The 23371-nt window shown below is 42.5% G+C and carries 22 protein-coding genes; 14 read left to right on the forward strand and 8 right to left on the reverse strand.

The genetic code is table 11. From position 1 onward, the window contains the following. Window positions 1-69 precede the first annotated feature (69 nt). Window positions 70-390 (reverse strand): YciI family protein, encoded by a 321-nt coding sequence (locus FCL54_RS16515; RefSeq protein ID WP_138127840.1) that lies wholly within the window; start codon window positions 388-390, stop codon window positions 70-72. Window positions 391-897: 507 nt separating this feature from the next. On the opposite strand from FCL54_RS16515, the gene FCL54_RS16520 reads away from it, so the two are divergent. The 5 genes from FCL54_RS16520 to FCL54_RS16540 all read left to right on the forward strand — a co-directional run bounded on the left by FCL54_RS16520 (window position 898) and on the right by FCL54_RS16540 (window position 7946). Next, window positions 898-2745, forward strand: coding sequence for a sigma-54-dependent Fis family transcriptional regulator (locus FCL54_RS16520; RefSeq protein WP_138127841.1), 1848 nt, complete (start codon window positions 898-900; stop codon window positions 2743-2745). A 240-nt stretch (window positions 2746-2985) separates the two neighbouring features. Then, window positions 2986-3942 (forward strand): thiamine pyrophosphate-dependent dehydrogenase E1 component subunit alpha, encoded by a 957-nt coding sequence (locus FCL54_RS16525; protein ID WP_138127895.1) that lies wholly within the window; start codon window positions 2986-2988, stop codon window positions 3940-3942. Beyond that, window positions 3942-4970: an alpha-ketoacid dehydrogenase subunit beta gene (locus FCL54_RS16530; protein ID WP_138127842.1), complete on the forward strand. Its 1029-nt coding sequence runs from the start codon at window positions 3942-3944 to the stop codon at window positions 4968-4970. Before FCL54_RS16525 ends, FCL54_RS16530 begins: the two co-directional genes overlap by 1 nt. A gap of 511 nt (window positions 4971-5481) precedes the next feature. After that, window positions 5482-6741: a dihydrolipoamide acetyltransferase family protein gene (locus tag FCL54_RS16535; RefSeq protein WP_138127843.1), complete on the forward strand. Its 1260-nt coding sequence runs from the start codon at window positions 5482-5484 to the stop codon at window positions 6739-6741. 152 nt (window positions 6742-6893) lie between these two features. Next, window positions 6894-7946: a 2,3-butanediol dehydrogenase gene (locus tag FCL54_RS16540; protein WP_138127844.1), complete on the forward strand. Its 1053-nt coding sequence runs from the start codon at window positions 6894-6896 to the stop codon at window positions 7944-7946. Window positions 7947-8044: 98 nt separating this feature from the next. On the opposite strand, the gene FCL54_RS16545 is transcribed toward FCL54_RS16540, so the two are convergent. After that, window positions 8045-8152: a YjcZ family sporulation protein gene (locus tag FCL54_RS16545; protein WP_425467137.1), complete on the reverse strand. Its 108-nt coding sequence runs from the start codon at window positions 8150-8152 to the stop codon at window positions 8045-8047. Between the two features lie 272 nt (window positions 8153-8424). Further along, window positions 8425-9555, reverse strand: coding sequence for an NADH-dependent flavin oxidoreductase (locus tag FCL54_RS16550; RefSeq protein WP_138127846.1), 1131 nt, complete (start codon window positions 9553-9555; stop codon window positions 8425-8427). 294 nt (window positions 9556-9849) lie between these two features. Here FCL54_RS16550 and FCL54_RS16555 point away from each other — a divergent pair, with 294 nt between their 5' ends. Continuing rightward, complete coding sequence (locus FCL54_RS16555) at window positions 9850-10500, forward strand: SDR family oxidoreductase (protein ID WP_138127847.1); 651 nt, start codon at window positions 9850-9852, stop codon at window positions 10498-10500. Between the two features lie 82 nt (window positions 10501-10582). On the opposite strand, the gene FCL54_RS24835 is transcribed toward FCL54_RS16555, so the two are convergent. Both FCL54_RS24835 and FCL54_RS16570 read right to left on the reverse strand, forming a co-directional pair. After that, window positions 10583-12129, reverse strand: a protein-coding gene (locus tag FCL54_RS24835) for an IS3 family transposase (protein ID WP_425467139.1) whose coding sequence is annotated in 2 segments (ribosomal slippage) — window positions 10583-11496 and window positions 11496-12129 — 1548 coding nt in all. Because the reading frame shifts where the segments join, the coding sequence is not laid out codon by codon here. A 145-nt stretch (window positions 12130-12274) separates the two neighbouring features. After that, window positions 12275-13237, reverse strand: a complete 963-nt coding sequence (locus tag FCL54_RS16570; protein WP_171016885.1) for an acyltransferase family protein — start codon at window positions 13235-13237, stop codon at window positions 12275-12277. A 382-nt stretch (window positions 13238-13619) separates the two neighbouring features. Between FCL54_RS16570 and FCL54_RS16575 the strand changes: the two genes are divergently transcribed. From FCL54_RS16575 to FCL54_RS16585, 3 genes are all read left to right on the forward strand, one after another. Further along, on the forward strand, window positions 13620-14279 hold the full coding sequence (locus tag FCL54_RS16575; protein WP_138127851.1) for an ArsR/SmtB family transcription factor: 660 nt from the start codon (window positions 13620-13622) through the stop codon (window positions 14277-14279). A 38-nt stretch (window positions 14280-14317) separates the two neighbouring features. After that, on the forward strand, window positions 14318-15547 hold the full coding sequence (locus FCL54_RS16580; RefSeq protein WP_138127852.1) for an MFS transporter: 1230 nt from the start codon (window positions 14318-14320) through the stop codon (window positions 15545-15547). Window positions 15548-15849: 302 nt separating this feature from the next. After that, on the forward strand, window positions 15850-16569 hold the full coding sequence (locus FCL54_RS16585) for a hypothetical protein (protein WP_138127853.1): 720 nt from the start codon (window positions 15850-15852) through the stop codon (window positions 16567-16569). Window positions 16570-16710: 141 nt separating this feature from the next. Here FCL54_RS16585 and FCL54_RS16590 read toward each other — a convergent pair whose 3' ends face one another. Further along, window positions 16711-17481, reverse strand: a complete 771-nt coding sequence (locus FCL54_RS16590; RefSeq protein ID WP_138127854.1) for a PAS domain S-box protein — start codon at window positions 17479-17481, stop codon at window positions 16711-16713. A gap of 260 nt (window positions 17482-17741) precedes the next feature. On the opposite strand from FCL54_RS16590, the gene FCL54_RS24085 reads away from it, so the two are divergent. Genes FCL54_RS24085 through FCL54_RS16600 form a run of 3 tightly spaced genes read left to right on the forward strand, consistent with a single transcriptional unit; the run spans window position 17742 to window position 19592 of the window. After that, complete coding sequence (locus tag FCL54_RS24085) at window positions 17742-17891, forward strand: hypothetical protein (protein WP_171016886.1); 150 nt, start codon at window positions 17742-17744, stop codon at window positions 17889-17891. A gap of 17 nt (window positions 17892-17908) precedes the next feature. Further along, window positions 17909-18391, forward strand: a complete 483-nt coding sequence (locus FCL54_RS16595; protein ID WP_138127855.1) for an RNA polymerase sigma factor — start codon at window positions 17909-17911, stop codon at window positions 18389-18391. A gap of 13 nt (window positions 18392-18404) precedes the next feature. Further along, window positions 18405-19592 carry a hypothetical protein gene (locus FCL54_RS16600; protein ID WP_138127856.1) on the forward strand — a complete coding sequence of 396 codons (1188 nt, stop codon included), beginning with the start codon at window positions 18405-18407 and terminating at the stop codon, window positions 19590-19592. Window positions 19593-19772: 180 nt separating this feature from the next. On the opposite strand, the gene FCL54_RS16605 is transcribed toward FCL54_RS16600, so the two are convergent. Next, window positions 19773-20657, reverse strand: coding sequence for a hydroxymethylglutaryl-CoA lyase (locus FCL54_RS16605; RefSeq protein ID WP_138127857.1), 885 nt, complete (start codon window positions 20655-20657; stop codon window positions 19773-19775). Beyond that, window positions 20654-21319: a GntR family transcriptional regulator gene (locus FCL54_RS16610; protein ID WP_138127858.1), complete on the reverse strand. Its 666-nt coding sequence runs from the start codon at window positions 21317-21319 to the stop codon at window positions 20654-20656. The genes FCL54_RS16605 and FCL54_RS16610 overlap by 4 nt, the downstream gene beginning before the upstream one ends. Window positions 21320-21533: 214 nt before the next feature. Between FCL54_RS16610 and FCL54_RS16615 the strand changes: the two genes are divergently transcribed. Together FCL54_RS16615 and FCL54_RS16620 are read left to right on the forward strand one after the other, a co-directional pair. Further along, the gene (locus FCL54_RS16615) at window positions 21534-22739 is read left to right on the forward strand and encodes a CaiB/BaiF CoA transferase family protein (RefSeq protein ID WP_138127859.1); all 1206 of its coding nucleotides are present in this window, start codon (window positions 21534-21536) and stop codon (window positions 22737-22739) included. A gap of 11 nt (window positions 22740-22750) precedes the next feature. Beyond that, window positions 22751-23362 carry an isochorismatase family protein gene (locus FCL54_RS16620; protein WP_138127860.1) on the forward strand — a complete coding sequence of 204 codons (612 nt, stop codon included), beginning with the start codon at window positions 22751-22753 and terminating at the stop codon, window positions 23360-23362. The last annotated feature ends 9 nt before the right edge of the window (window positions 23363-23371 follow it).

The following is a 23371-nucleotide window of genomic DNA, read 5'->3' on the forward strand; positions in this document are numbered from 1 at the left end:
CCCGTTACTCCAATAAGAAAGGTGCGATCTCCTTCTTGAAGAAACGCATCCGTTAGTTCAAGTGTGTTTTTAATTAGCTAAATTTTCTTTAGTTTGAGGTATTTCTATTAGCCAATTATTATTCTCATTTGCTTCGATTAACTCATTTACTTCATATGTAGCATAATAACCTTCTTTGATAAACGGGTCGCTTTCAACAAGATTTATCGCTTCCTCAATTGCGTCACAAATAAGTATTTGCATTGCCTTATCATTATCCTTAAAGGGTCCACAAATAAAGAGCTTTTTATTTGCGGTTAAGTTTTGCAAATGTTTCACGTGACTGTTTAATAATTCCTTTGTTAGTTCCCCTTGCTTTTTATCCTTTAAAATTGCAACATATTTTCCCATAAAATCCCCCCATTAAATAAACAACCATTCTTTTTGTAACGGTATCTTTTAATAATTTTCTTCAACATACTGCCCTATAGATCAATAAGGCTTTACTCTAGTTTATCATTATTTGGAAATAAATTGTCAGTAAAAAGACAACTCAAATGACAGGGGGATTGGCATTCATTTTAAACTGTACAATAGTTATTCTACGAGATACGAGGTCAATTTAGTGCCATTCAAGACAAAATTTCACAATAACCCTTTTATTCACAAGAAAAAATGTCGAGTCAATTCACACGCCATTTAGTGTGTCATTTTATAGCACCCAAAATCGGAACCCTTTATTGTAAGAGGAAGGGCGTTTTATTTTTTGGGACTTTAAAACAACGAAACTATTAGGACCTCGTTCTCATTTTTAATAAAAGAAAGGGATTTCCAGATTACACATAGAAGTTTTTAATGTTAAATAGCTACGGACTTTTATGACTGCCCGCGATAAATCTGTTAAACGAGGTGAAACAGATGGACATTGCTGTGCCTTTGAAGAGAGAGGTATGGAGCCGATTCGTACAGGAAGGTGTTCTTGATTCTGCCCGGATACGAAAGCGAATCTCAGAGTCATGGTATCTTTGCCAGCAAAAGGGAGTGAATCCGTATAACGGAAAGGGTGACCAGATTCTTACTCGCCCTTCGCTTGACCGCCGGCTTAAGGACAATAAGATCTTATTTGAAATCGCGCTTCCTTACGTGGAAAAGCTTCGTAAACTGTTTGGAAATGCAAAGTCTATGGTGCTGCTCACTGATCGAAATGGCTATGTGTTAAAAGCGACAGGACATTCCGATACACTTGAACGGGCGCTGACGATCAACTTTATGGAAGGCGTCAAATGGACGGAAGACAAAGTCGGAACAAATGCGATCGGAACTGCGCTTCGAATCGATGAGCCGATCACGATCATCGGAACAGAGCATTATTCGATCGCTTCCCAGCCGTTCGTCTGTTCAGCAGCTCCGATCCATGATGACGAAGGGACGCTTGTAGGGGTGCTGGATGTAACGAGCCCGATCGACCAATCGATGCATGAACATGCCCTGGCAGCTGTTGCTTCCACAGTTTTTGCGATCGAACAGGAATGGCAGAGGCGTGTGAGGGAAGATGAGATTGAACTGTTGAAATATACGTCAAGTGACGATGATTTTTCCTCCGCCGTAATTCTCGTTAATAACAAAGACCAGATCGTTTGGATGAATAAAAAGGTAAAGCAAACCTTCTCTATGCAAGAAAGAATCTCGATGATGGAAGTACTGGATGCAGGGTTCACAGCAAAAACAAAGATTCCGATCTCCTCTTCCAATCACGATGGTGTGATCGGCTACAGGATGAAGATCGAACGAAAGAATAAAGCGCCTTCGATTCCTTCCATTGAAAAATTCGGGTTTCAGTTTGAGGGTGTAGTAGGGACGAGTCAGGCCTTTCAAAACGTGCTGTGGAATGCAGAGAAAGTTGCGAAAACGGATGTGACTGTCCATATTCATGGTGAGACGGGTACTGGTAAGGAGAGTATCGCAAAAGCTATCCACGAGAACAGCGATCGAAAAGACGGACCTTTTATCGCCATCAATTGTGGTGCGATTCCGGAAGCGTTGATGGAGAGCGAGCTTTTCGGTTATACAGCGGGCTCTTTTACAGGCGCCAGCAAAAACGGCTACAAAGGGAAGATACAACAGGCCGACGGTGGAACACTGTTTTTAGATGAAATCGGGGAAATCCCACACAGCATGCAGGTTGCGCTGCTTCGTGTTTTCCAGGAAAGCCAGGTTATCCCGATCGGCGGCTCTAAACCTGTTGATGTAAATGTAAGGGTGATCACTGCCACTCATCGAAACCTGCAGGAATTGATGAACAAGAAACAGCTTCGGGAAGATCTCTTTTACCGGATCTTTGTATTCCCGATCTATCTCCCGCCTCTCAGGGAACGAAAGGAAGACCTGCTTGCTTTCATCGATTATTACCAGAAGAAAAACAACTGGCATGTAACATTGCCTCATGAAATTTTGACTGAGCTTCATAACTATCACTGGCCTGGAAATATCCGCGAACTCTTTAACGTGTTAGACCGGATGCGAATTTTATATGATGCCGAACTTCCCCCTGACAGATTGATGGAAAACCTGCTCATTCATTTGCCGAAAACTGCTGAACACCAAGAAGCACAACGAGATGAATTATCTTACCGCGAAAAAATCGAAAAAGAAAAAATGATGAACATGCTGAAACAAACGGATGGGAATGTCTCACTCGCAGCCCAAAAGCTGGACATGCCGCGAAGCACCTTCTACCGCAAGCTAAAGAAGTTCCAGCTAAACTAGCATGAGAAAAAATGAGACAAACTTGGACACTGTCTAAACCTGTCCCACTTGATTGGACAATCTTATAAACAAAACCACTTCAAAACGCTTATCTGAAAGCGTTTTCTTTTTTGGCATGAAACTTGCAATTAAAGTTGGTGAAGGGAATCCACCTTTTCAAAAAATAAGAATGAGGAGGAATGGACAGTGGCAGTTATTAAATCAGAACAAAAGAAGTTGTCCAGTGAGAAAGCGAAAGAGATGTTCCAAAAGATGTGTGAGATCCGCCATTTTGAAGACAGGGTACATGAGATCTTCAGTACTGGCGTGTTGCCTGGATTTGTTCATTTATATGCCGGAGAAGAAGCGGTCGCGGTAGGTGTTTGTTCGCATCTTGATGATAAAGACAGTATCACGAGTACACACAGAGGGCACGGCCACTGTATCGCGAAGGGCTGTGACCTGGAAGGGATGATGGCTGAGATCTATGGGAAAGCGACAGGCTTATGTAAAGGGAAAGGCGGATCGATGCATATCGCCGATGTTTCAAAAGGAATGCTCGGCGCAAACGGAATCGTCGGTGGAGGATTCCCGCTCGCAGCAGGTGCAGGCCTGACGGCAAAAGTGAAAAAGAACGGAGCGGTCGCGGTATGTTTCTTCGGTGACGGTGCGAACAACCACGGCACTTTCCATGAAGGGATCAACTTAGCAGCAATCTGGAATCTTCCGGTTATTTTTATCGCGGAAAACAACGGCTATGCCGAAGCGACGCCATTCGAATATGCGTCAAGCTGTACCTCTATCGCGGATCGTGCGGCAGGATACAACATTCCTGGAGAAGTGGTCGACGGAAAAGATGTGCTCGCAGTTTATGAAGCGGCTGAGCGAGCGGTCGAACGTGCCCGCAATGGCGAAGGGCCGTCATTGATCGAATGCCGGACATACCGGAACTATGGACACTTTGAAGGAGATGCCCAGACATATAAAGGAGCGGAGAAAGAACAGCATCTAAGCGAGTTCGATGCGATTCTGAAGTTCCGTGAATACTTAACAACTGAAAGTATTGTGAGTGCCGAAGAGCTCGATGAAATCGACCAGAACGTAAAGGACGCAGTGCAGAACGCGGTTGCGTTCGCGGAAAAGAGCCCTGATCCTCAGCCTGATGAACTGTTGACGGATGTTTATGTGTCTTATAAAGAAGCTGGAGGTGATCAATAATGGCGAGAATCATTACTTTTGCAGACGCAGTGAACGAAGCGATCCGCCTTGCGATGAAAGAAGACGAAAACGTCATATTGATGGGGGAAGACGTGGCAGGAGGAGCCGAGGTCGACCATCTTCAGGATGAAGAAGCATGGGGCGGTGTAATGGGCGTGACCAAAGGGCTTGTCCAGGAATTCGGTAGAGACCGGATTCTCGACACCCCGATCGCGGAAGCAGGATACATCGGGGCATCGGTAACAGCGGCTGCTACTGGACTAAGGCCGATCGCAGAATTGATGTTCAACGACTTTATCGGGAGCTGCCTTGATGAAGTGATGAACCAGGGAGCCAAGCTTCGTTACATGTTTGGCGGCAAAGCGAAGGTACCGTTAACGATCCGTACGATGCACGGAGCAGGATTCAGAGCGGCTGCCCAGCACTCGCAGAGTTTGTACGGTTTGTTCACGGCGATCCCAGGGATCAAAGTCGCTGTTCCATCGACACCTGCTGATTGTAAAGGACTATTGCTGCAGGCGATATTCGATGACGATCCAGTGGTGTTTTTCGAGGATAAAACGTTATACAACATGAAAGGCGAAGTAGAAGAAGGAGTTTACAAGATTCCGTTCGGAAAAGCAGACATCAAGCGGAAAGGGTCAGACCTGACGATTGTGGCGATCGGCAAGCAGGTGCACACAGCACTAAAAGCAGCCGACCAGCTGGCTAAAAAAGGAATCGAAACCGAAGTCGTCGATCCGAGAACATTATCACCGCTTGATGAAGATACCATTCTGTCTTCTGTTGAAAAAACAGGCCGCCTCGTGATCGTCGATGAAGCGAACCCACGCTGCAGTGCGGCGACCGACATCTCCGCACTTGTCGCGGACAAGGGCTTCGACTTCCTTGATGCGCCGATCAAAATGGTAACAGCACCTCACACGCCTGTACCGTTCTCGCCGGCATTAGAAGACCTCTACCTGCCGACACCTGAGAAAGTGCTGCAGGTTGTCGATGAACTGATCGGCGGAGAGCTGGTAGTTTAAAAGGAAGAAATAGCGTGTTGCTTCGGCGGCACGCTCCTTTTAAACGTAAAGATGCCTTTTAGGAGAAGTTTATGCTAGTTTGAAAGACTTATTCGAGATTCAGAGAGAGTTGTTCTGGATTCGGGAAGAGTTGTTCGTGGTTCAGAAGGGCTTATTCTGGATTGGGATAGATTTGTTCTTGATTCAGCGTATTTTATTCTTGGTTCGTGGCGATTTGTTCCTGGTTCAGAAGATTTTATTCTTGGTTCAGCGGTTATCGGGGGTTCGGATTCGATTTTAGGGGTTTCGAAGCGGTTTATAAGAGGTTCGGAGCGGTTTATAAGAGGTTCAGCGCGGTTTATAGGAGGTTCAAAGCAGTTTGTAGGAGTTTCAGAGCGTACAATCAGAACTTCAAAGCAGTTTATTGGATCTTCAGACTAACTTTAGAGGTTTAGCGCGATGTATTAAAGCTTCACCGCAATTTATTGGATTTTCACAACATAACTACAGCATAAAAGGAGGAACGCGATTCATGTCAGTGCAAATTATTATGCCAAAGCTTGGAATGAGCATGGAAGAAGGAACCGTTGTGGAATGGCTGAAGAAAAAAGGTGACCCTGTTAAAAAAGGGGAAACCGTTGCAGTCATCAGCTCGGAAAAAATAGAAAAAGACATTGAGGCACCGGGGGAAGGATTTCTGATCGAAATTTCTGCCGAACAGGATGATGTGGTGGCAGTGGGGAAACCGATCGGTTATATCGGACAACAGGATGAGAAGGTAAGTAAAGAAGACACCCAAAAAGCCGAACCACAGGGGCAGGAAGAAGTAGCCGCAGCTGTAGAGGCGCCTGTAAAAGAAGAAGAGCCGAAAACAAAGCAGTTCAAGGTCAACAAACCACGGCTGTCACCTGCTGCAAGAAAACTGGCTAAAGCAGAAGGAGTTGAGGTTGAGAGTTTAGTAGGTACAGGCCCGAACGGAAGGGTAACAAGAGCAGATGTGGAACGCGCGATTCAAGAGCAGAAAGCATCCAACACATCACAGCCTGCTAAACAACAAGCAGCAGCTCCTCCGCCGCCAGAGAAAAAGCCTGAACGTAAAGAACAAAAGGGCAACAGCCGCAAAGTGAGCGGGATGCGGAAAGTCATCGCGGAAAGGATGTACAATAGCCTTCAGCAGACCGCACAGCTTACGATCACCATGAAAGCTGACGTAACAGAGCTGATGGCAATTCAGAAAAAGGCGAAGGCAGACCTTGAGGGCGAGGGTGTCAAACTAACAATCACTGACTTTATCGCGAGAGCAACTGTCCTTGCACTTCAAAAGCATCCGCAAATGAACAGTACCTATGAGAACGAAGAAATTACAACCTACGAGAATGTTCACCTTGGAATTGCAGTAGCTTTGGAAAACGGCCTTGTCGTCCCTGTGATTACTAACGCTGACACTCTTTCCACCGGTCAAATCTCACAACAAATACGAACTATAAGCCAGAAAGCTAGAGAAGGAAAGCTTGCACAAGAAGATATGAAAGGATCTACCTTTACGATAACAAGCCTTGGAGCATTTGGAGTCGACTTCTTCACACCAGTACTCAATCCGCCAGAAGCCGGGATTCTCGGTATAGGAAGAGCGGAGGCGACCCCTGTTTTCGTAGGAGAAAACGTAGAGAAGCGGTACATTCTGCCGTTGAGTCTCACATTCGACCATCGAGTTCTTGACGGGGCGCCAGCCAGTGAGTTTTTAGGAGAGGTGAAGAGCTATTTAGAAAAGCCGTATCGATTGTTTGTGTAGAGTCTTAGATAGTGAGGTTCGCACAGCACAAATAGGCGAACCTTTCTTCTAAATAAAGCGGATTTTTGTGAGTGTTTTCACATACTTTTAAAACCTGCTGATCTATCATTAAAATGAAAGCATTTAATTTTGTAACTGGGGAGGCAACGAACATGAAAAGTGCACGCTGGTATAACGCAAGAGATATCCGAGTAGAAACTGTAGATGAACCTGAGATCCAGCCGGGGAAGGTTAAACTGAAGGTGGAGTGGTGTGGCATTTGCGGAAGTGACCTGCACGAATATGCGGCCGGACCGATTTTTGTTCCTGTAGAAGAAGAGCATCCGGTAAGCCACGAAAAGGCGCCAATCATTATGGGGCATGAGTTTTCAGGAGAAGTAACAGAGGTAGGCGAGGGTGTTACTAAAGTGAAAGTCGGCGATCCGGTAGTGGTAGAGCCGATTCTTAGATGTGGCGAATGTGATGCATGTAAGCAAGGAAAGTATAATCTATGCGATTCGCTGGGTTTTCACGGCCTGTCCGGAGGAGGCGGAGGTTTCTCGGAGTATACGATGGTCGATGAAAAGATGGTCCATAAAATGCCTGAGGGGCTTTCTTACGAACAGGGGGCACTCGTGGAACCTGCTGCAGTCGCTTTGCATGCGGTACGTTTAAGCAAATTGAAAGCCGGTGATAAAGCAGCTGTCTTTGGTACAGGGCCTATTGGATTGTTAGTAATCGAAGCGTTGAAAGCCGCAGGTGCATCAGAAATTTATGCGGTTGAACTATCTCCTGAACGAACCGAGAAAGCAAAAGAACTTGGTGCTACCGAGGTTATTAATCCTTCAGAGGAAAATGTGGTAGAGAGGCTGCACGAGCTAACAAACGGAGGAGTCGACGTTTCTTTCGAAGTTACCGGGGTTCCTGCTGTTCTTCAGCAATCTATCGACAGTACTTCGTTTGAAGGCGAAACAGTCATCGTAAGCATCTGGGAATCGGACGCATCGATTTTGCCGAATAACATCGTTTTAAAAGAAAAAACTGTGAAAGGGATTATCGCCTACCGTGATATATTTCCGGCAGTCATGGAATTGATGACGAAAGGTTACTTTGCGAGTGATAAGCTAGTAACGAAACGGATAGGACTGGAAGAAATTGTTGATCAGGGATTCGATGCTTTGATGGAACAAAAGAGCCAGGTGAAGATACTGGTTAAGCCAGAATAAAGGATACAGGTTTAAGAGAAGCTAGTTTCCTTTTCTACCTACCTTCCCATACGCAAAAAAATCCCCTGAGCGCGTCTCTCAGGGGAAATACCAAAATTTTAGTATACGTAAGAAGCTCCGATGATAATCAATAGAATGAATAGAACAACATACAGCACAAAAGTGTTGTATCCACCGTAGTAGCTCATAAGATCAACTCCTCTCATCCTTTTGGTATATTCTATGTAAATTGCTGGTAGAACGTTTGGACGAGAGTTGATTCCTAAAGAAATTCTACTATCGTGTAGATATTAAAATAGGAGACTGGGAGCTAACTTTTCCGTGCCTCGCAAAATAAAACGATGGGGCTGACTCTTGAGTGTCTGGCTCTCTCCGTTTAGCACAGTATCTAGATGAACATTGGTGAAAGTTCATCTAGATAAAGTGTTGGAGGTGCCTGACACTTTGCTTTTGAGTCAGCCCCATCTTCATTAATAACCTATTCTACGCCAGGGAACCATCCCGGAGTATTTACAATCGCTTGCCACAGGGGATCTGGAACAACCAGTTCATCCTGCTTGCTTTTATCTAACGTTGTTGCGATATCTTCTTCATTGCCGTTCTGGATTTTTTGCACCCAGTCCGGATCGATGATGATTTCTCTTCCAAGTGCCAGAAGGGGGAGCCCCATTTCCATTGCTTTGACCGCATCATCTGCTGAATAGATGGAACCGACACCGATCAGCGGCACACGATTACCGATCGTTTCAATAAGCAGTTCAACGCGTGTTTTATCCGTATCAACGCCTCTTCTTGGTTTTGAAGTAAAGTCCATTAGCGAAACATGAAGGTAATCGAGTCCCTGATCAGCAAGAGTGTCGACTAACTGAAGCGTCTGGTCCATCGTGATCCCCGGTGTTTCAGGTTCTTCCGGAGAAAAACGATAACCGATGATGAAAGGCTCATTCGCGTGTTCTGCTACCACGTTTTTCACCTTTTCGATTACTTCTAACGGGAACGTCATTCTTTTTTCGACACTTCCGCCATAACGGTCTTCGCGGCGATTGGAATGAGGGGAGAAGAACTGCTGGATCAAGTATGTGTTTGCTCCGTGAATTTCAACCCCGTCAAAGCCTGCTTCGATCGCACGGCGCGCAGATTCTCCAAACGCATCCACGATTTCTTTGATTTCTTCCTCGGATAACTCTTTGGGAACGATCCCTTTTGTCTGGCCCTGTTCGGCAGGAACGCTGCTCGCACTGACGATCTGGCCGTCAGGGACAAGATCAGGAGGGCACATTCTTCCGCCATGGAAGATTTGCAGGATTGCTTTCGCGCCTTCTTTTTTTATGCCGGTCGCCAGTTGCTTTAAGCTTGGGATCAGATCATCCCGGTGGCTTCCGAACTCTCCTTTGAAACCTTTGCCGTTCGCTGTTACGTTAGCGCATGCTGTGATCACTGTGCCAACACCTTTTGAGCGGCGGGCATAATAGTCCACCTCAGCATCCGTAACGGAACCATCCGGATTAGATGAAAAGTTCGTCATCGGTGCCATCATGATACGGTTTTTTAGTTCAATGCCATTTTCAAAAGTAAATGGTTCGAATAGTGCGTTATATTTTTGGTTCATAATTGCCTCCTTAATTTCTGCAGTGGAACTATAATAAAGCAATCGGAAAGTACAGCACAAATAATATGCTTTGCTTATATGGGACCTTTTATGAAAAAAAACACCCGAGCAGGCTGTATTCGCTTTACTTCGCTCTTGGTCAGTAGAAAACAAATTCCATATTTTGTAAGTGGGCATATTCAGCAGCCGATCCCGGTTTGAGTTTCTGGACATCGCCCTCTTATTCGCTTTACGATAGAAAGGGAAGAAATCAAAATGGAGTAGGTATTAAACAATTCAGAAAGGGTGGAAAAAATGAAAGTTCTTGTAGTTGGGGCAAATGGCCAAATCGGAAAACATCTTGTTTCATTAGTTCAGGATAATGATAGCCTGGAGGCAAAGGCAATGATCCGTAAACAGGAGCAGGCTTCCTTTTTTGAAAATTTAGGTGCTGAGACGGTAATGGCAGATCTGGAAGGTGAAGTCGAAACGATTGCAAAAGCTGCTGAGGGAGTCGATGCGATCGTGTTCACAGCGGGTTCAGGACCGCACACTGGCAGTGATAAAACACTTATGGTCGATTTGGATGGTGCGGTAAAAACAATCGAGGCAGCTAAAGTTGCCGGTGTGAAACGGTTTATTATGATCAGCTCGTTTGATACAAGGCGTGAAGCAATCCAGGCTGCTCCGTCATCCTTTGCTCCATACGTTGTGGCAAAGCACTATGCAGACGATTGGTTAAGGCGTACAAATCTCGATTATACGATTATTCATCCTGGCGCCCTCACCAATGATAAAGGAACTGGTGAAGTGAACGCGGCAGAAGAAGTCGAGAGAGGCCAAGTTCCGAGAGAAGACGTGGCGAGTGTCATCGTTGCCAGCTTAGAAAATGATTCAACGATAGGGAAGGAGTTCCAGGTTGTGGCTGGAACGAAGCCGGTTAACGAAGCGATAAAATCTCTTTAATAATTTTCAAACAATGGAAAACAGGCGTGCCGATCTATGAACTGCTCCCTGTCAAGTAGACAGTGGAAATAATTAAAACTCGCTAAGCGGCTTTAACCCTGTATTCTAAGGGACTAAGGCCGTTTAGTCTTTTCTGTAAACGTTCATTATTATAGAAATTCATATAATCCTTAATCGCCATTTCAAGCTCTTCAAATGTTTCATACTTCTCTAAATAATATTTCTCGCACTTCAGCGTTCCCCAAAAAGACTCTATGGGGCCGTTATCAATACACTTTCCTACTCTGGACATACTTTGTTTCATTTCGGCCTTCTTAATTCTTTTCTTAAACTCATATGACGTATACTGAAAGCCACGATCACTATGAATTAAAGGCTTAGCTCCAGATGCCTTTTCAATCGCTTGATCTATTGTTTTCATTACTAATGGATTATTATTCGATTTTCCAACTATGAAACTAACAATGGAGCCATCATACAAGTCTAAAATCGCACTTAAATAAGCCTTTTGAGAGGTGCCATACTTCATTTCCGTCACATCGGTAACCCATTTCTCGTTAGGTTTCACAGCTTGAAATTCACGGTTTAGTACGTTCTCAGCTACGTGGCGGGGATTGGACCGGATGTACTTTTTAGACTTTCGACGTATAACCGATTCGATTCTGGCAACCTTCATAAGCCGGTAAATACGTTTTTGGTTAATTTCCATCTCAAATAAACGTCGAATATACAGGGTCATTCGACGATATCCTAAAATTCCCTTTAACTCCCTATGTAACCGTTTCATTTCATTTAGGATATTTTCATTTAGCTTTTCGTTTTCCGATGGCAGACGACGCAGCCACTTGTAGTATGCAGATCGTGCAATTCCTGCAATTGCACATAACTGAACGATTGAAAACCCTTCTTTGTGCAGCTCCTGAATGGCCAGGTATTTCTCTGTTAAACGGACCTGGGTTAGCGACGCCTCCTTTCGATTTCCTCTAACTTTTTTAAGAAGGCAAGCTCCGCACGTAACCGTTCATTTTCCCTTTCCAGCTGTTTTTTCTCCAGTTGATTCCTTTCTTCAGCTGTAAGCTCTTTTTCCTTTTTGCGACGACCACGTTTATCTTCCAATCCTTCCTGGCCACTTTCCAAATACTTTTTCACCCATTGGTAAGCCTGTTGGTACGAAACGTCATATTTATGGGCAGTAAGGTTATAATCCTTATCATTTTCAAGACAGTATTTTACGATTTCGATTCTTTCTTCTAATTCAGTCGTTCTACCTTTTGTCATAGAGCCTTTTTTCCCCATCCCTTTTAAATCTCTATGACCATTATAAGCTTTAATCCATCTCCTTAACACAGAGTCACTGGCTATTTCATATTTGCGACACACTTCCATTAACGATAAATCACCAGAGAGATATTCCTGGACCGCAGTTAGCTTAAGCTCTTTCGAATACCTATTCGGTTCACAAGAATTATGAAGCCCTTCCATACCAGAAGTGTCATATAGATACTTCCATCTACGTACGGTATAGCCAGCCACACCGTATTGGATCTGAAAATCTTTTATAGATTCATCTCTAGATTCATAAGCTAGAATAAGCTCATATTTTTCCTGAGCAGAATAAGTTCTCCTCATAACCATGAAAAACCCCCCAAAAAGGTAAACAGATTTTTATTAATTCATCTGTCTACCTTTTGGGGAGCATATCACTACCAGAGATTCGGCACGCCATCTTTATTGTGATTTTTCCTTTGTACCCCAAACTGGAATCCAAAGCTTTTTATTGCGAGTTCCCAATTCGAAGCGGCCTGCTTCCAACAAGTACCGAAAATATCGGTGCACTAAATATGACGGAAATTACGATCGCCAGCAATATAGCGAACAATCCTTCACTGGCTTCCACGATCCTGGAAAAGTCCTGCTCCAGGAACCACTTGATCAAGAATCCGTGTAACAGATAGATCGCAAACGTATGAGCTCCGACAAAAGTCAGTTTGATAGGCCTTGTTGTGATCACGTTGAAAAACGCAAATGTAACGATGCTTGCAGCAACGTAATAGATCATCCTAATCACAAGTCCGAAAGAAGAAGCATACACGTTTGTCCCGTAAAGGATTTTAGAAATGTTGTCTATATCGAACACCATCATACCTGTGAAAGCAATGCTCAATACTAAAACAGAAGCGATCTTCACATGCTTTCCTTCTAGCTTAAAGGGAAGCCCTCTATTTCCCATATACATGCCCAGCATGAAGAACGGCATGAATACAAACAACCGGTCGAGTGACAGAAAACGGTCGACCTCGAAAAAACCGATCAAAAGGCCTGGCAAAAGGCTGGCACCTGTTACAACATAAGGATTCCATTTTATTAAAAGCGGGGCAACGGCTTTATACGCAGCAATACAAATTAAAAACCACATCGCCCATCTTGGAGTCAGAAACTCAATAGAAAACGATTTAGTATAGAGCATATTGTAGTACAGCGCATAAATCACCTGCAAAATCAGATAAGGGATCACAAACATTGTTAAAATCTTTTTATAGTAGTCCTTTTTATGGACATTCCTCGTGAAATACCCTGCGATGAAAATAAAAGCAGGCATATGAAAGATAAACATAAAGTGATAGATTGCATATAAAAGCCGTGAATCATCTATAAATGGAGTCAATAGATGGCTGAATACAACGAGAATGATAAGAATGGCTTTCGAGTTGTCAAAATAAGCTATACGTCCTGACATCGTTATCATTACCTCCCAAAGTCAACTAGGTTATACCATTCGAAACAGTACGAAGATATGTATACCCCAAATTGCGACCAATTCTATCCACAAATTGTGAAAAATTTTTAAAAAGCTTGTAGAAATAGGAAAGGTACCGTTTTCAAAAAAAGTGAAAAAAGTTGGAAAAACCTTTCTATCTCTTTTTAAATCAATTATCAAACTCTTCTTTCAGCCTGTCCCAGTTTCTTGATTTTTATATCTCCTTTTTCTCAACCGATATTATAAAAAATTTCCAAACCAAACTAATGAAGGATATCTTTCGCTTTTTTACAAAGCTTATTATTCCATGCTATAATTCAACTAATCAGTTGAATAGTTGAACGGGATAGGAGGTATCTTTTTGGAAGCTAGAAAATTTAAAGATACGATTTACAGTGAATTTTCTCGGATTGGCAAGGTTCTCTCTAGTCCAAAGCGTCTGGAGTTATTAGACTTGTTATCTCAAGCACCTAAATCAGTTGAACTTCTGGCGAATGAAACGAAAATGAGCGTGGCAAATACTTCAAAACACCTGCAGGCCCTTCTTGATGCCCGTCTGGTCGTTTTTAGCAAAAAGAAAAATTTCGTGATTTATCAATTGGCAAACCCTAAAGTGCTTAACCTTCTTTATGCAATCAAGGGCATTGCCGAAGAACAAATTGCGGAAGTGAATATACTGCGAGATGAATTCATCGGAAGGTCAAATCAAATCGAAACGATTGGCCTGGAGGATTGGATAAAAAGAAAGAACGAAGAAGACCATCTTCTCATCGATGTTCGTCCCAAAGCGGAATATCAAAGCGGCCACCTTGATGATGCCATGTCCATTCCGATCTCTGAATTGAATGACTATCTTAAGAGATTGCCAAAAGACAAAGAAATTATTGCGTATTGCCGCGGACCTTATTGCGTGTATGCGACAGAGGCAGTTGAGCTGCTGAAGGAAAAAGGATACACAGCGATTCGATTAGAAGCGGGAATCAACGAGTGGAAACTGATGCAAGAAAATCAAATCCATTAAAAAAGAGAAAAAAATCAAAACCATGGGGAGGTGGGAGGATGGAAAAATTAGTAGATAACGTTAAAATCGGGGTGAGAGAAAACATCATCCAGTTTTCATTGTTAGTTATCGTTAACTTGTTTGTGGGTTCTATGGTCGGGCTTGAACGTACCATCCTGCCCATTATCGGTGAAGAGCATTTTGGCATAGCGTCAGCAAGTGCAGCTTTATCATTTATTGTGAGCTTCGGTTTTTCAAAGGCCGTTGTTAATTTTTTTGCCGGGAACCTGGCAGATAGGGTCGGCAGAAAACAGGTGCTTTTGTTTGGATGGGGCGTTGGTTTGTTTGTTCCTCTTCTCGTTATCTTTGCCCAGTCATGGTGGATGATCGTATTCGCTAACATCCTTTTAGGGTTGAACCAGGGATTAACCTGGTCGATGACTGTTAATATGAAAATCGACCTGGCAAAACCGACACAGCGGGGGCTGGCAGTTGGGTTGAACGAGTTTGCCGGTTATCTTGGAGTTGCCTTATTTGCCGCAGTTTCTGGATACGTTGCATCGACCTATTCCTTGCGCCCTGAACCGTTTTACATTGGAATAGCTATTGTTATTATCGGATTTATTCTTTCTTTGACCGTCAAAGATACAGGAGCGCATCTGAAGGTTCAGAAACAGAAACAAAAGAAAAAGGCAGAGATCGACGCTAAAGAAGTTTTCAAGCAAACAAGTTGGACAAACAAAGATTTGTCCGGTGCCAGTTTCGCTGGACTTTCGACAAACTTAAAGGATGGCATGGCATGGGGGCTGTTTCCTTTGTTCTTTGCTTCAAGTGGATTAACAGTCGGGCAGATCGGAACCATCGTTGCGGTATATCCCGCTGCATGGGGATTTTTTCAACTGTTTACAGGCGTATGGAGTGATCGGATCGGGCGGAAATGGTTGATCACAAGTGGTTTGTGGGTTCAGGCTCTGTCGCTCTGGTGGATTTTATTTTTTGACGGTTTTGTATTATGGATTCTTGGAGCGATCTTATTGGGTATCGGGACAGCGATGGTTTATCCAACATTGATCGCTTCGATAAGTGATGTTGCCCATCCCGACTGGAGAGCTTCATCCATGGGAGTATATCGTTTTTGGCGTGACAGCGGGTATGCGTTTGGTGCGTTGATCGCAGGGGGATTAGCAGACCTGTTCAGTGTTGACTGGGCGATCGGCTTAGTTGCATTTTTGCCGCTCTTAGCCGGAATAAATACTTCCATCCGAATGAATGAGACGTTAACAAGGTAATACGTTGTAACTCGCATGTGCAAGAAATTAATTATCTGATCGCCTTTAATGGTGGTCTTTTTCTTTTACACTCTAAAATTCTTTGACTTTATAAAAGGATTATTGGTACAGGCCGTTGAAAATGTTCTAAATAATTATAATTCAATTAATAACCAACCACTTTGTCCTCATGTCGTCTGGATTTTTTTGTTCTATACTTAGAAAAGAGATTATCTTTTCGTATTAAGTAATAAGTATATTTTTTCCACAGAACTTAGTGAATCTATGGTTTTTTTTAAGACGAAAATGGCTGGAGGGTTGTCATGATAAACAAAGAATATGCTTACCCATGTGTTTATTATTATCTTCCGGATCGGCAAAAGGGGAATGAGTATAAAATATACGGCGTCTTTCCGGATCTGCATGCACCTGGCATTCCAGGCTGCACTTTTGTCTCTAGTCAGGAAAATGCTTATGAAGCTGCAAAAGAAACATTGATAAACGCACTTATAACGGTTATTGAGGCAGGGATCGGTTTTCCGAACGCGACGAAATCGTTGAAGGATGTTCCAGTAAATGTAGATGTAGATATGGGGCAGGAAGAGCCGGTTTTCATCAAATTTGGTTTTGTAACAGTATACTTATCGATCGGAAACAGAAACGGTACGGAATCTTACAAACAGGAAACAGTAGAAGGAGATCGTTCAAAGGAAGGAAACAAGACGACCAATGAGAGGTTTGCAAAACAGAAGGAGAGGGCAGGTTCTGGACAAACAATCCTTTCTGGAAAAATAGAGGGGAATCGTTATATCATTACCGCTTTTGCAGGCAAGCAGATCAAAGAGACCACTTTCACACCGACAAAAATGCGGGAACTCTATCATGTTATTGGGAGCAGAGGGGAATCTATTACGCTAAGCTTTGGCCTAAAAAAGTTCGAATTAGACTCCAAACAGTCGATACAGTTGAGAAAGGAATTAGAAGTGCTTATACAGGAAATGATCAGGAAACAAAGGGAAGAAGGGCTGTCGGCAAGAAAATAAAAGAATAGCAGATAATTTTGAGCAGGCGGTGACCTGCTTTTTTCACTGTTAAATAGATAAGAAGGAAACGCTCGAAAAAAATAGGAGCGGAGATTATACTTCCCCACTCCTTTTCAATGTTTTAACCAGATGATGTAACTATTAAGGCCTGGTTAATTTGCGTAACGCCTGTTGGACAGTTTGTATTGCCGTAATGGAAGATAAATCATTTCCATGGAGCACCGCTTTTTGCGCGAGTTCTGGACGCAATCCTGTGATAACAGGAGAAATGTCGAGCAATGTTAAAATTGAGCTAATTCTGTATAAAAAGTTCGCCACTATGTTATCAATATTATAAGTTCCGGAAAAATCGATGATCAAATAATCCAGGTTTTTGTTTTGCAGCTTTGAAGGGATGGATCTCGTTAGGTGTTGAGCCTGGGATTGGTTGATTTCTCCCACAAGCGGCACTACCGCTATCCCTTCAGATACCGGGACGACTGGAGTCGATATCTCAGTCATCACTTGCTTAAGCTTTTTCTCTGCTTCTTTCCTGCTGGTAATGTCCCGAAGAATCGATTGAATGGCATCTTTGTCCCCAAACTTGCAGGGGTGGCAGTAAAGTTCTACATCTACTTCTAAGCCATCAAGTCTTCTAACTTTTAGTTCAATAAGCTCGCCGACCTGGTTTTCTTTTGATGCTTTTCGGATTCTTTCTTTTATATAATCTAAATCTTCATTTAAAAACACTTCCAGAACAGAACCACCAATAATGTCTTCTTTTTCAGCTTTTAGAAAGTCTGCACCAGATTGATTTATATATAAAACCTTATGATCTGCATGGATGATTGTAGTCTCGAATGAGTATTCCACGATCTGTCTGTACATATCTTCTTCGTTAATCACAGTTTTTCCATTCTCTTCCTCAATCATTTTACACATCCTTAATTTAATTATTTCGGTATTCTAAATACCCTTATTTCAATGTTAAACCTTTCCGGTCGGAATTTAAATATTTTCAGGAAAATTAGTTTAAAAGTTTTAGTTTAAAAGAAGTATTTCTAAATATTTTTTAAAAAAGTTCCATCAGTTTTCATCACCTAATCGTTATCTATATGAAAAGGCAGCCAACAAATAAGAAATGCAGGGAACTGAGAATGGTATTACCGGGTTAAGATAGGGAGGAGTTTGGGATGAGAAACAGGATGACTTATATGCGGATTTCTTTTCACTTTCGCCCATTTTTTCATATAAAAGTGGTCAAGGTGGCGGAGGAACTGGATTGCGAAGAAGAGAATGTATTGCTTAAAACGTTCAACGTACAATCCCCGTTCAGGATATGAGGATGTGAGGTCCTCACGTGAATCAAGCACCAGAAAGGTTGTCAGACATGAAGGAGCTCTATCAGCAGTATAAAAAAGAATTGACCCGGTTTGCCATCTCATTAACCAAACAGGAAATGGAAGCGGAAGATCTGGTACAAGAGACATTTTCAAAAGCGCTAAAAAACCAGGAGCTTTTAAAGGATCTCCCTTCCTATAAGATCCGGGCCTGGCTATATAAGGTTCTTAAGAACAAGTTTCTGGATCAGAAACGAAAGAAACGGCATGAACGCTATGTCGAGGAGTCAGATGAACCGGTATTTCATGTTGGGGATTATAATGACATCGAGATGATGGAGCTGTTAGACCGCTTGCCTGGAGACCTGAAAGATATCGTTGTTAAAAGATACTGGCTTAATATGACGAGCAAGCAAATCGGGGAACAGTATGAGGTTCCTGCATCAACGGTCCGCTATCGGCTTCAGGTTGCGATCAATTTATTAAGAGAATGGATTATATAAGGAGGAATTTAAAATGAGAAACATTGGTAACGTAAACGAACTTGATCTTACAACAGCGAAGGAAGAAGATGTCCAGGGCTTAGAGGTAGGAAACGTCCGTGTTGTCTATTACACACCGGCGACCGCAAACCTGGTCTCTAAAATAAGCTTTGGAAACATCGGCAGCACAGTTGTAATAGAAGAAGGCATTCAAATACATCGTGGCAATCTTACAGTAGACAAAAACAATCTACACAGGCTTCAAGGCGTGTTTGTTTCGGGAAACCTCATTCTAAAGAACAATATCACAGAAGAGGAGGTATCTGAACAGATCGAAACATTGAGCGTAGGCGGTGACATCATCTGTCCAACCCATCTTGCAGCAATACTTCAGTCAAAAGTTTCCGAGTTAACAGGCAATGTGAAAACCTATGAAAACCAGTATCGAATCCTGGAAGGAAAAACAAAACTTACGATGCCACTGGTTCGCTCGATGGCTCCAGATACTGCACTTTTTGTTAGAGGTAAGTTTGTGATGGTGGATGATCTTCCTGATGACCTTTTAAGAGAAAAGATCGCCACGCTGGATATCCAGGGGAAAGTCATTATGAAAGAGGAGTACCTTCCATTCTTCTATGAAACAGTGGATGACCCAAACACGCTCAAACTGGAGATTATTCCTGAAGGATACACGTTTATCGAAGGAGCGCTCGAACTAAACACCCATAATATTGAGCGATTCAACGGTGACAAGCTTTATGTGGCAGATGCGATCACTTTTGCAGAAGATGTTACCAAAGAACAGGTTCAACAGCATATCGGTGGTCTTCAATCTGAAGAAGCGATCGTATGCCCTGGAAGCATCCAGAGCGAAGTGTACAAACTTTTAAGCGACGTCTCCACAACTGTATTGACTTATGAAGATGAACTGCTGCTGGTTACCGGCAATCATCTTCTGACAGCGAGTGAACTGGAAAGCAGGGACAACAAAGTAACGATCATCAACTTTGGTGTTACCGAACTGGATAGTGGCGTTACCAGCGAACTCCTCAAAGAAAAAGTAGCAAATGTCGATAACTTTGGGGTAATCAGAACAGCCGGAAAAGAGCACGGTGCGATCCAGGCTAAACTTCGAACAGCGAGCGGAGTAGTGCAGGAGAAAAAAGAAGACGAGGAGAGTGAGGAGAAAGGGATCGGGAATGTGAATTATTTGAAGTTGTAGGGTGGAAAGGCAGGGGGATCCTGCCTTTTTGTTTTATTATCAAAAAATGGTTTAGAATCTGCTATATTTGAATTTTATTTAATAAACAATATAGACTTAAAAAAGAAACAGGAAACAAGGAACTGCACCTGTTTCTTTTCCATTTGACTTAGCATTCATTGTTGCTGCCTCTTTATATTTTTACACTACTTCAGCTTTAGAAATCATCCCGGGTAATGGACGGCCGATTACTTTTTCCATCCATAAAGAGGTTTTGATCAATTCAGAAAGATCGATTCCCGTATCTATTTTCATTTGATGAAACATGTTTACCATGTCTTCGGTACACACATTACCTACCGCCTTTGGTGCAAATGGACAACCGCCAAGCCCTGCGATTGAAGAGTCAAAAGCAGTTACACCCGCTTGATAGGCAGCTAATACATTAGCAAGTCCCAATCCCCTGGTATTATGGAAGTGAAGCCGCAGTTCAAAATCATCTCCAAACGATTGCTTAAAAGCCTGAGTAACCTCTGTGACTTGTTGAGGATTAGCCATTCCTGTGGTGTCCGCAAGCACAATTTCTTCACATCCTGCTTGAATGAACGATTCAGAAATATGTAATACTTTTTCTACTGAAACTTCTCCTTCATATGGGCAGCCGAATACCGTTCCAAGAACACCTGCAACCTTTCTGTTGGCTTCCTTTGCTTCTTTAATGACAGGTATTAATTCATCCTGCGATTGCTCCACAGTTCTTCTCGCATTCTTTAAATTAAATTGGTCGCTTGTAGCAAGCACAATATTGACAGTATCAATTTTTGTCAAAAGTGCCCGGTCCAGTCCAGAGCGACTTAACACGAGCCCTGCATAACTAACATCCTCCCGATAAGGGACAAGTTTCATTACTTCTTCGGCGTCTGCCATTTGCGGAACTACTTTAGGGTTTACAAAAGAAACGGCTTCTATCTTTCGGATGCCAGAATTAATTAATCTATTAATCAATTGGACTTTTTGATCTGTGGAAAGGAATTCCTTTTCGTTTTGTAAACCGTCTCTAGGTCCTACCTCACAAACTTCTATCACTTTTTTTCCTCCTCTTCAAAAAGATCATTTTCCTCTATATGTTTTAATACATGGTCTCGTCCCTGATAAATATGTTCGAGCATAGCGGTCTTTGCTCTTTCTCTATCCTTTGAATAAATCGCACTATACATTGTTTCATGCAATTCTAGTGAGCGGTTAAGTTGTTGTTGGTTGTACCAGTAAAATGAACGAAACACAAGAGGAAGTACAGTGACATTAGAAATGTGGAATCGTAAATGTTCATTTTGTGATGCTTCAAGAACACCCTGATGGAAGTTGTTATTTACATTCATAATCTCTTTGATCTGTTCGGAGTCTTTTGCATTTGTTTCTTTTAAAATTTTTCTGAAGTTATCATTTGCTTCTTTCATCTTTTGTAAATTTTCATCATTTCTCTCAATGGCGCCCTGTGCAGCAGCATACCCTTCCAATAACGCTCTCAGATCATAGATTTGTTTAATATCTTCCCTGGTAAACTTTCGGACAATAACTCCTCTTTTTAAAGGAGTAATTAATCTTTCACTCTCCAGACGTTTTATCGCCTCCCGGATAGGAGTACGGCTTAGCTTTAGCTCTTTTGCAAGACTTTCTTCTGTTAATCGTTTTCCTGACTTGTAGTCACCTTGAATGATTGCTTTTTTAATAAAGTCATATGCTTCCATTTTCAACACCCCTAAGCACATTGTATACAAAGTAGGTTTAATGTTCAATATTCAGAAAATTTTTCCTAAAAATATATTCGGAATTAAACCTGTTAAATAAGGGTATTTGTCATTTTTAAAAATTAAAGTATTATAAATTTATGAATTTTCAGTTGATTGTTTGTATACAAAGTGATACGATTTCTTTAAATTAGTCATCCGGGGGTGTTTAACAATGGAAGAAGAAAATAAGCTGCCTTTACATGGAGTAAGAGTGCTTGAACTTGGTACCCTTTTAGCTGGACCTTTTTCAGGGAGACTCCTTGCAGACTTTGGCGCAGAAGTCATTAAAGTAGAGCCGCCAGGAAAGTCTGACCCGATGAGAGACTGGGGAAAAAAGAAAGATGGAGTAGGATTATGGTGGCCGATTCAATCAAGGAATAAAAAGTCTATTACACTCAATCTTCGGGAAGAAGAGGGACAAGCAGTCTTAAAAGATCTTGTAAAAGAATCAGATATTATTATTGAAAACTTTAGGCCTGGAACGATGGAAAAATGGGGCCTTTCTTACGAAGAACTGTCAGAAATTAACCCGGGAATCATAATGGTAAGAACTTCTGGGTTTGGACAGACCGGACCATATAAGAGCAGGGCCGGATTCGGAAGTGTTGCTGAAGCGATGGGAGGCCTTCGTTATGTAACAGGTTTTCCTGATAGACCGCCTTCGAGAATCGGAATTAGTATTGGGGATACGCTTGCTGCCCTGTTTGCAACGATCGGTTGTTTAACAGCACTCCATGAACGTGAACGATCAGGAAAGGGACAGATTGTTGATACGGCAATCTATGAAGCTGTTTTTTCCGTGATGGAAAGTACAGTTCCCGACTATCTTTTAACCGGGTATCTCAGAGAGCGAATGGGAAATATTTTGCCAGGGGTTGCTCCTTCCAATATTTATTTAACACAGGACGGTACATACATCGTGATCGGAGCGAATGCAGATGGCGTTTTCAAAAGATTATGCGAAGCGATGGGCCAGCCTGAGCTAGCTAATGATCCGGATTATGCAACACATGATGCCAGAGGAAAGAATATGAAAGAGCTTGATGCGCTCATTGAGCGATGGACAAAGTCTTTGCCTGCAAAAGATTGCCTGTTGCTTTTAGAAGAACACGGGGTTCCATCCGGTATGATTTACAGCGCCAAGGAAATTGTCGAAGATCCACACTATCAAGATAGAGATATGATTTTATCAGTAGATCACCCTGAGCTCGGAGACTTTCCGATGCCAGGTATCGTCCCAAAGTTAAGCAGGACACCGGGAAAGGTTAATCATCCTGGAGCAGAAAAAATGGGTAAGAACAATGATGAAATCTACGGAGATCTTCTAAAATATAACGACCATAGAATCGAAGAGTTAAAAGAAAGACAAATCATATAAGGGTGATACCCATGAAAGAATCGTTTGAAGGATTTGGAGAGAATATTCAGCCTGGTGAAAGGCCAGCCGTAGTAGTTGTTGATTTTATCAAAGGTTTCACTGACCCACAGTGCAAATTAGGATCTAATCTGGATGAAGAAGTAAACAATACTAAAAAGCTTTTAGATGCAGCCAGAAGTAAAAAGCTTCCTATCATTTTTACAACTGTAGTCTATGAACCCCACTTTCTGGATGGGGGCTACTTTATAGAAAAGGTTCCCGCCCTAAAAAATCTAACAGCTGAGAGTGAATGGATAAAAGTCGATGAACGATTGGAAAGGAGGGACGATTCAGAACCTCTGATCACAAAAAAGTATGCCAGTTCATTCTTTGGAACATCCCTTTCTTCTATTCTTGCTTATCATCGTGTGGATACGCTTATTGTTACAGGGTGTACCACCTCGGGATGTGTAAGGGCAACGGTGGTTGACGCACTCCAATATGGTTTTAAGCCAATCGTGCCTGAAGAGTGTGTCGGCGATCGATCGGAACAGGCTCATCGCGCAAACTTAAACGATATACAGACTAAGTACGGAGAAGTTATAGGTATCGATTATTTACTTGATTTTTTGAAAGCGCTTTAAAGTTTTCAC

Source organism: Exobacillus caeni, from assembly GCF_005747095.1.
Lineage (GTDB): Bacteria > Bacillota > Bacilli > Bacillales > Guptibacillaceae > Exobacillus > Exobacillus caeni.